This is a genomic window from Sphingopyxis sp. GW247-27LB (assembly GCF_002277025.1).
Lineage (GTDB): Bacteria > Pseudomonadota > Alphaproteobacteria > Sphingomonadales > Sphingomonadaceae > Sphingopyxis.
The window spans coordinates 421,546-429,791 of the sequence record NZ_NIWD01000015.1 but is presented as its reverse complement, the minus strand read 5'-3'; the positions used below and the strand labels follow the sequence as shown (position 1 = coordinate 429,791).

4 protein-coding genes and 1 pseudogene are annotated in these 8,246 nt (G+C 64.4%); all 5 read left to right on the top strand.

What is annotated here, in order from left to right; translation table 11 throughout:
* Positions 1-863, top strand: a pseudogene (locus CD928_RS21185) (hypothetical protein); the annotation flags it as partial.
* 128 nt (positions 864-991) lie between these two features.
* Positions 992-3,058 carry a ParB/RepB/Spo0J family partition protein gene (locus tag CD928_RS21180; protein ID WP_095389060.1) on the top strand — a complete coding sequence of 689 codons (2,067 nt, stop codon included), beginning with the start codon at positions 992-994 and terminating at the stop codon, positions 3,056-3,058.
* Between the two features lie 67 nt (positions 3,059-3,125).
* Complete coding sequence (locus CD928_RS21175; protein ID WP_095389059.1) at positions 3,126-3,644, top strand: hypothetical protein; 519 nt, start codon at positions 3,126-3,128, stop codon at positions 3,642-3,644.
* Complete coding sequence (locus tag CD928_RS21170; RefSeq protein ID WP_095389058.1) at positions 3,631-3,846, top strand: DUF6117 family protein; 216 nt, start codon at positions 3,631-3,633, stop codon at positions 3,844-3,846. The genes CD928_RS21175 and CD928_RS21170 overlap by 14 nt, the downstream gene beginning before the upstream one ends.
* A 47-nt stretch (positions 3,847-3,893) precedes the next feature.
* Positions 3,894-8,246, top strand: a complete 4,353-nt coding sequence (locus tag CD928_RS21165) for a strawberry notch family protein (RefSeq protein WP_176473662.1) — start codon at positions 3,894-3,896, stop codon at positions 8,244-8,246.

The window sequence follows — 8,246 nt, the reverse complement described above, 5'->3', positions numbered from 1 at the left end:
TCTCCGGGCGACGATGTTTTGCCGGGGTGGGCTCGAGCCCACCCCGGCAAAACATCGCATCCTTAACAAGAAGGCTGGCGATCATGGTCCTATCACTTCCGCATTGCATCGGTGAGACGGTCCCGAAGAGTCGGGATAATGGCCGGATCTACGACCATGAGCTCGTCGAGGCTGTTCAGAAGATTGCCGGCAATGGCACGGGCGACACCCGTTGGAAGGTGCCGGGCGTGCTCGACTGGTCGACTGGCATCTACAATCCGCGGATCGACATCACGCGCGACACGACCACCCTCTACGCGTCGGATCGCGATGTTTTCCTGTTTCTGGTCGACGATCTCAATCCCATCGAAGCCGGGCGTCTGCCCGACGGATCGCCCGATCTCTTCTTCCGCGGCTTCTACTGCTGGAATTCCGAGGTTGGGGCGAAAACGTTGGGCATGGCGAGCTTCTACCTGCGTGCCGTCTGCCAGAACCGGAACCTTTGGGGCGTCGAAGACTTCGAGGAAATCAGCATCCGCCACAGCAAGTACGCGGCGAACCGCTTTGCCCACGAAGCCGCGCCGGCCCTGGAGGGTTTCGCGAACTCCTCGCCGCAGCCTTTCGTCAACGGCATCAATGCAGCGCGCGAACGGATCGTGGCCCGCACCGACGAAGATCGCAGCGACTTCTTGCGGGCACGCGGCTTCTCGAAGGCTGAGACCGGCAAAATCATCGAAACGGTTCTGGCCGAGGAAGGCCGCCCACCGGAATCTATCTTCGACTTCGTGCAGGGCATCACCGCTCTGGCGCGCGACAAGGCGCACCAGGACGCACGCCTCGACATGGAGGGCAAGGCAAAGAAGCTACTGGACCGGGTCCACTGAGCCCCGGTCGGTCCCGGAAGTTTCTCCTGCGCGGCGCTGCCTTCTCGAGAGTGAGAGGGCGGCGCTTCGCTTCGTGACGGGTCGAGGCCGAGAGAGAGGCTCCCGGCTGCCCGTCATGGAGAACTCCCATGACCAAGTCATTGCCCAAGCTCGTGCTCAGTTCCTCGCGCGACATTCCCTTTTCCCAGCTGGTGCTGAGCCAGAAGAACGTCCGGCGCGTGAAGGCGGGCCTCTCGATCGAGGATCTGGCCAACGACATCTATCGCCGCACCCTGCTCCAGAGCCTCAACGTCCGCGCCATGCTCGACGTTGATGGCCAGGAAACCGGCCAGTTCGAGGTTCCGGCGGGCGGCCGCCGCTTCCGCGCGCTTGAGCTGCTGGTGAAGTCCAAACGGATGGCGAAGGATCAGCTGGTCCCATGCGTGGTGCGCGAAGCTGGCATCGCCGAGGAAGATTCGCTCGCTGAGAACGTCATGCGGGTCGGGCTTCACCCGCTCGACCAGTTCCGCGCTTTCAGCGCGCTGATCGAGGCGGGTCTGTCCGAAGAAGACATCGCGGCGCGCTTCTTCGTTTCGGTCTCGACCGTGCGGCAACGGCTGCGGCTTGCCTCGGTCTCGCCCAGCCTGCTCGAAGTCTATGGTGAGGACGGCATGTCGCTCGAACAGCTCATGGCCTTCTCGGTCACCGACAATCATGCGCGTCAGGAACAGGTCTGGGAACAGGTCAATCAGGGCCAGCATGTCCCGGCCTATCACATCCGCCGCCTGCTGACCGAAGATGCGATTCCCGCGACCGACCGCCGCGTGCGGTTCATCGGGCTCGACGCCTACACCGAGGCTGGCGGCTATGTGATGCGCGACCTGTTTTCCTCCGACGAGGATGGCTGGCTGCAGGATCCCGTGCTGGTCGAACAACTCGTCAATGCGAAGCTGGCGACCGCCGCTGAGGACATCGGCGCCGAAGGCTGGAAGTGGGTCGAGGCCGCCATTGACCTGCCCTACGGCTGCGAGCGCGGCAAGCGCCGGATCACCGGGACCACCGTTCCGCTAACCGATGAGGAACAGGCACGGCTCGATGCCCTGATCGAAGAATACGACGCCATCGGCGAGCAGTATCGCGACGGCTGCGACCTGCCCGACGAGGTCGATGCCCGGCTGACCGAGATCGACGCCGAAATGACCCCGCTGACCTGCCGACCCACGATCTACGAACCCGAAGAAATGGCGCGCGCAGGCGTGTTCGTGTCGCTGGCGCACGATGGGCGGCTGCGCATCGACCGCGGCTATGTCCGGCCCGAAGACGAACCCGTTGTCGAGGGCGATGCGGTCGCGGGCGAGACTGGTGGCACCGATGCCGTTGCTGGCCCCACGGTGACGGTCGGCGGGCAGGTTCAGGACGCGGGTGCGGGCGAAGAGGAGGACGATGCTATCCGACCGCTGCCGGACCGGCTTGTTTCCGAACTTACCGCCGAACGCACGCTGGCGCTTCGCGACGCACTGGCCAATGCGCCCGATGCCGCCTTCGTGGCGCTGATCCATGCCCTGTGCCTGTCGGTGTTCCACTCGCACCGGTCGAACGGCTGCGTGCAGATCGGCGTGACCCAGGCTTGGCTCGGAAATGCCGCCCCGAACTTGCGCGACAGCGTCTGGAGCACCCGCATCCAGGAGCGGCACGAGCAATGGGCATCGCGCCTGCCCGATGACGCGCAAGAGCTGTGGGACGCGATTGCTGCCCTGGCGCAATCCGAACAGATGGCATTGCTCGCCCACTGCGTCTCGCTCGGCGTCAACGCGCTGTTCGAAGCGGCCAAAGGCTATGATGGTCGCATCTCGGCGCATGGCATCGCACAGCGGATCAACGCTGCTGATGCGCTCGCAACGGTGGTCGGACTCGACATGGCCGAGGCGGGCTGGAAACCCACGGTCGACAACTACCTCGGCCGCGTCACCAAGCCCCGGATCATCGAGGCCGTGCGCGAGGCCAAGGGCGATGCGACCGCCGTGCTAATCGAGCATCTGAAGAAGGGCGACATGGCCCGCGAAGCCGAACGGCTGCTCGAAGGCACCGGATGGCTCCCCGAACCCTTGCGGATGCCAGAAGCCGAACCAGCCGACGCCGCCGAGCTGCCCGATTTCCTCAACGATGTTCTCGAGGATGCCGGGTTCGACGACGCGATGGCGATCGCCGCCGAGTGATGATTGGCGCGGGGTGGCAACGGCTGCCCCGCGCACCTCTTTCCCCATATTTCCGAAGGAGCCTGAAATGGCTGACTATTACACGCCCACCGTGATTGATCCGGTGATCCCGATTTCTGCAATGCAGCCGATCGAACGCCTGTTCCTCGCCAAGGTGTTCGACGAGGAAGTGACAAGCGAGGCCGCCTATTATTACAGCGAGGACGGGGCGAACGACCTCATCTACCTGCCCGCCGACGAAGTTCGTGCCGCGCTCGACGCCGTGACGCCCGAGACCAGCCGCCTGGCTCAGAAGCTGATCGACGAGCAGCCCGATACGATCCTCGGCGACGAGGAGATCGAACTCGACATGTGCGGCGATCTCTGGCCCGACGTGCTGCAGGATATTGTTCGCCGGTCGTCCGATCTCGATCATCTGACCGTCACCATGGCGTTCACTTGCTCGAAAATGCGCCCCGATGGTTTCGGCGGGCTTGCCATGCTGATCACCGCCAGCAGCATCCGGTCGGAATCGACCCACACGCTGTTCGACCGTTTCTACAAGGAAGCAGCGGCAAACGGGGAGATTCGCCATGGCGATTCCTGATTATGCCCGCACCAATTTCGAGACGCTGGTCAACGCCGCCAAAGCCGGTGACCTGGCGTTGATGGAATGCACCGAAACGACAAGCGGCGAGACCCGTTATGTGCTGTGCGCCGTCGGCCGCAATGACGGCGACTATGTGATGACGCCATTCGGTCATCTGGCACCCGGCAATCCCTACGATGCCTACGTTCCGCCCGCCTGAACGCGGTCCAGTCTTTCCCTAAAATCTCTATCTGAAGGATCACTCCCATGACCAACTCGCCACTGGCGGGCGCCGCCGTGCGCCCGCTTGCCGTCCCTTGTCCTGAGCAGATCGCATCGAACATCATCGCTGCTGCCCATGGTCTGCTCGGCCATCTTGTCGCCGGACGCCGGATCGACGCCCCCGCCATCCGCACCGCCATGCACTCCGCCTTTGGCGCAAGCGATGCCAGCGGTGCCTGGGACTGGAAATCCGCTTACGAAGCGGTGGAGGTCGCCCAATTGCTGTTCGTGCGTCGCTACGGCTCGGCGATCCACGCCAAGACTGTCGATCCGTTTGAACGGCTCAAGCTGGTCGAGCGCATCGCCCGCCTTGCCGCCACGCAAACGCGGCGCAGCGAGGAGATGCAGACCTTCCAGCAATTCTCGACGCCGCTGGGCTTGGCCTGGGTTGCGGGTTTCGCCGCTTGCCTTCAGCCGGGCGAACTGGTGCTGGAACCCTCGGCGGGCACCGGGTTGCTTGCGATCCAGGCCGAACTGGCCGGGTGCAGGTTGGCCGTCAACGAGGTCGCCGACGTGCGCGCGGCGCTGCTCGACAGCCTGTTCGAAGGTTCGACCGTGTCGATGCACGACGCCGCGCAGATTCATGACCGGCTCGATGCAGGGTTGGTGCCGAGTTGCATCGTCATGAACCCGCCCTTCTCGACCGCGCTCCATGTCGAGACCCGCGTGGCCGATGCAGCCTTCCGACATCTGTCCTCCGCCATTGCCCGACTTTCCGATGGTGGACGGCTCGTAGCCATCACAGGCGCCAACTGTTCACCCGAGCACAAGGCATGGCGCGACGGGTTCGTGCGGTTGCAGGAAAAGGCGCATGTCGTGTTCACCGCACCGATTGCAGGCAGCGTGTTCGCGCCCCATGGCACGAGCATCGAGACACGGCTGACAGTGATCGACAAGCAGCCTGCCGACGATCCGACTGCATTCCCCGCAACACCTGGCATGGCACCCAACCTCGCGACACTTCTGCGCTGGCTGCTCGACATCTTGCCGCCGCGCGCGCCGGTGACGGTCGCGGTTGCTCCCGTCGTCAGTTCGCCATTCCCGACAAACCGCCCAGCCAAAACTGGCGCTGCGAAGCCCCGCCTAGCGGCTATTCCACCCGCCGAACCGGCAGGCATTCCGCTCGAATACGAGCAGATCGACTGGGCCGCCGACAGCAATGCCCGGCTGAGCGAGGGCATCTACGAACCCCATACGCTCCAGTCGATCCGCATCGCTGGAGCAAAGCCACATCCGACCCGGCTCGTGCAATCCGCTGCCATGACCTCGGTCGCGCCGCCCAAACCCGGCTACCGCCCGCATTTCCCCGAGGGTCTGGTTGAACAGGGCCTGCTCTCCGACGCCCAGCTGGAATCCGTGATCTACGCCGGCGAGGCCCATGCCAGCCATCTCGCTGGGCATTGGACCGTCGATGTGACCTTCGACAAGGTCGAGGCCGCGCCTGACGATTGCGAGACTGCCGTGCGCTTCCGCAAGGGCTGGTTCCTCGGCGACGGCACGGGCGCGGGCAAAGGCCGTCAGGTCGCAGGCGTCATCCTCGACAACTGGCTCAAGGGCCGCAGGCGCTCGGTCTGGATATCGAAGTCGGACAAACTGCTCGAGGATGCACAGCGCGACTGGCGCGCGCTGGGTCAGGAGCCGTTACTGGTCACCCCGTTCGCCCGCTTCCGGCAGGGAACACCGATCCGGCTCGAGCAAGGCATCCTTTTTACGACCTATGCCACGCTACGCTCCGACGCGCGCGAAAACCGGGTTTCGCGAGTCCAGCAGATCGTCGATTGGCTCGGGACCGACTTCGATGGGGTCATTGTCTTCGACGAAAGCCATGCGATGCAGAATGCCGGCGGCGGCAAATCAGACCGGGGCGATTCTGCTCCCTCGCAGCAAGGGCGTGCCGGACTGCGGCTGCAACACGCGCTCCCAGACGCCCGTATCCTCTATGTCTCGGCGACCGGGGCAACGACCGTCGAGAACCTCGCTTATGCCCAGCGGCTTGGCCTCTGGGGCGGCGCGGACTTCCCGTTCGACAAGCGCACCGATTTTGTGGCGGCCATCGAGGCGGGCGGTGTTGCGGCGATGGAAGTGCTGGCGCGCGACCTGAAGGCGCTCGGCCTCTATGCCGCCCGTTCGCTGTCCTACGAAGGCGTCGAATATGAGCTGGTTGAGCATCAGCTGACCCCGGAGCAGGTGCGCATCTACGATGCCTATGCCGGGGCTTTCCAGGTGATACACAACAATCTCGACGCGGCGCTGGAGGCTGCGAACATCACCAGCAGCAGCGAGGGTACGTTGAACGCGCAGGCCAAGTCGGCGGCCCGTTCGGCCTTTGAGTCCGCCAAGCAGCGCTTCTTCAACCATCTAATCACCGCAATGAAGACGCCGACGTTGATCGCTGCGATCGACCAGGGTCTTGCCGATGGCCACGCCGCCGTGGTGCAGATCGTTTCGACAGGGGAAGCGCTACTGTCGCGCCGCCTCGCCGACATCGATCCGGGCGAGTGGAACGACGTCCAGGTCGACATCACGCCGCGTGAGTACGTTCTGGATTACCTCCTGCACAGCTTCCCGACCGAGCTCCACGAGAGCTTCACCGATGGCGACGGCAATCTCGCGTCGCGGCTCGCCTATGATGAGGAAGGCAATGTCGTGCAGTGCCGCGAGGCCATCGAGCGGCGCGACCGGCTGATCGAGCAGCTCGCCTCAATGGAGCCGGTGCAAGGCGCGCTCGACCAGATCGTCCAGCGGTTCGGCACAGACATGGTGGCCGAGGTGACCGGGCGCTCGCGCCGGATCGTTCGCAAGATCGATGCGAATGGCGACCGGCTCGCGGTCGAGAACCGGCCTGCCCATGCCAACCTCGCCGAAGCGCAGGCGTTCATGGAGGACAGGAAGCAGGTCCTCGTCTTCTCCGACGCCGGCGGAACCGGGCGCAGCTACCATGCGGATATTGGGAGCCGGAACCAGCGACTGCGGCACCATTACCTGCTGGAAGCAGGCTGGAAGGCCGACACCGCGATCCAGGGTCTGGGGCGCACCAACCGCACGAACCAGGCGCAGCCACCGCTTTTCCGGCCCGTTGCCACTAACGTCCAGGCCGAGAAGCGCTTCCTCTCGACCATCGCCCGGCGGCTAGACACGCTGGGGGCGATCACGCGCGGGCAACGCCAGACCGGCGGTCAGGGCCTGTTCCGCCCGGAGGACAATCTCGAAAGTCCCTATGCCCGCGACGCCCTACGCCAGCTCTATGTGCTGATATATGCCGGCAAGGTCGAACATTGCTCGCTCGGGACTTTCGAGAGCATGACCGGACTGGCGCTGACCGATGGCAGCGGCTGCCTCAAAGACGAACTGCCACCTATCACGACCTTCCTCAACCGGCTGCTGGCACTGACCATCGCCATGCAAAACGTGCTGTTCACGGTGTTCGAGCAGTTGCTCAGCGCCAAGGTCGAGAGTGCCATTGCGGCGGGCAGCTATGATCTGGGCCTCGAAACGCTGACTGCTGACAGCTTCACCGTCACCGGCAGCGAGCCGATCTACGTCCACCCTGCCACGGGTGCCGAAACCAGGCTGCTCACCATCGCCATGCGCGAGCGCAACCAGCCGGTGTCACTCGAAAAAGCGCTCGACCTGTTGCGGGAGCCCGGCGCACGGTTGCTGGTCAACGCCCGCTCGAAGCGCGCTGCGGTCCAGCTGCCTGCCCGCAGCCTCATGCTCGACGACGGCGAGGTCGAGCGCCGCATCCGTCTGATCAGGCCAATGGAGCGCCTGAACTTCGCACTCAACCATCTGGCCGAGACCAGCTGGGAGGAATTGGATGAGCGAACTTTCTCCGCAACCTGGCAGGCCGAAGTGGCGCAGGTCGATGAGTTCACGCAGAGCGAACTGCACATCGTCACCGGCCTGCTGCTGCCGATCTGGAAGCAGCTCCCAGAGGAATCCACCCGCGTCTACCGACTCCAGACCGACGATGGAACCCGCATTGTCGGGCGCAGGGTCTCCCCGGCATGGGCAGCGAGTGCTACAGCCAACGCAAACGCGCCAGTGCTGTCGCCACCGCAGGCACTCGCGCTGCTCCGCGAAGGCCGTACCGTGCTCGACCTTGCGGACGGACTGCAACTCCGCCGTTCGCGGCTGATGCAGATGAACCGGATCGAACTCACCGGTTTCGGATCGACGGCGGTGGACCGGCTCAAGGCCATGGGGCTGTTCTCTGAAATCGTCAGCTGGAAGCTGCGCCTGTTCGTCCCCGACGATGTTGTGACAGGGTTGGCGGTGATCGAGCGGCTGTTTGAACGGCACCCCTTGGCGCGCATCGCCGACCGGAAGGCTGCCTGA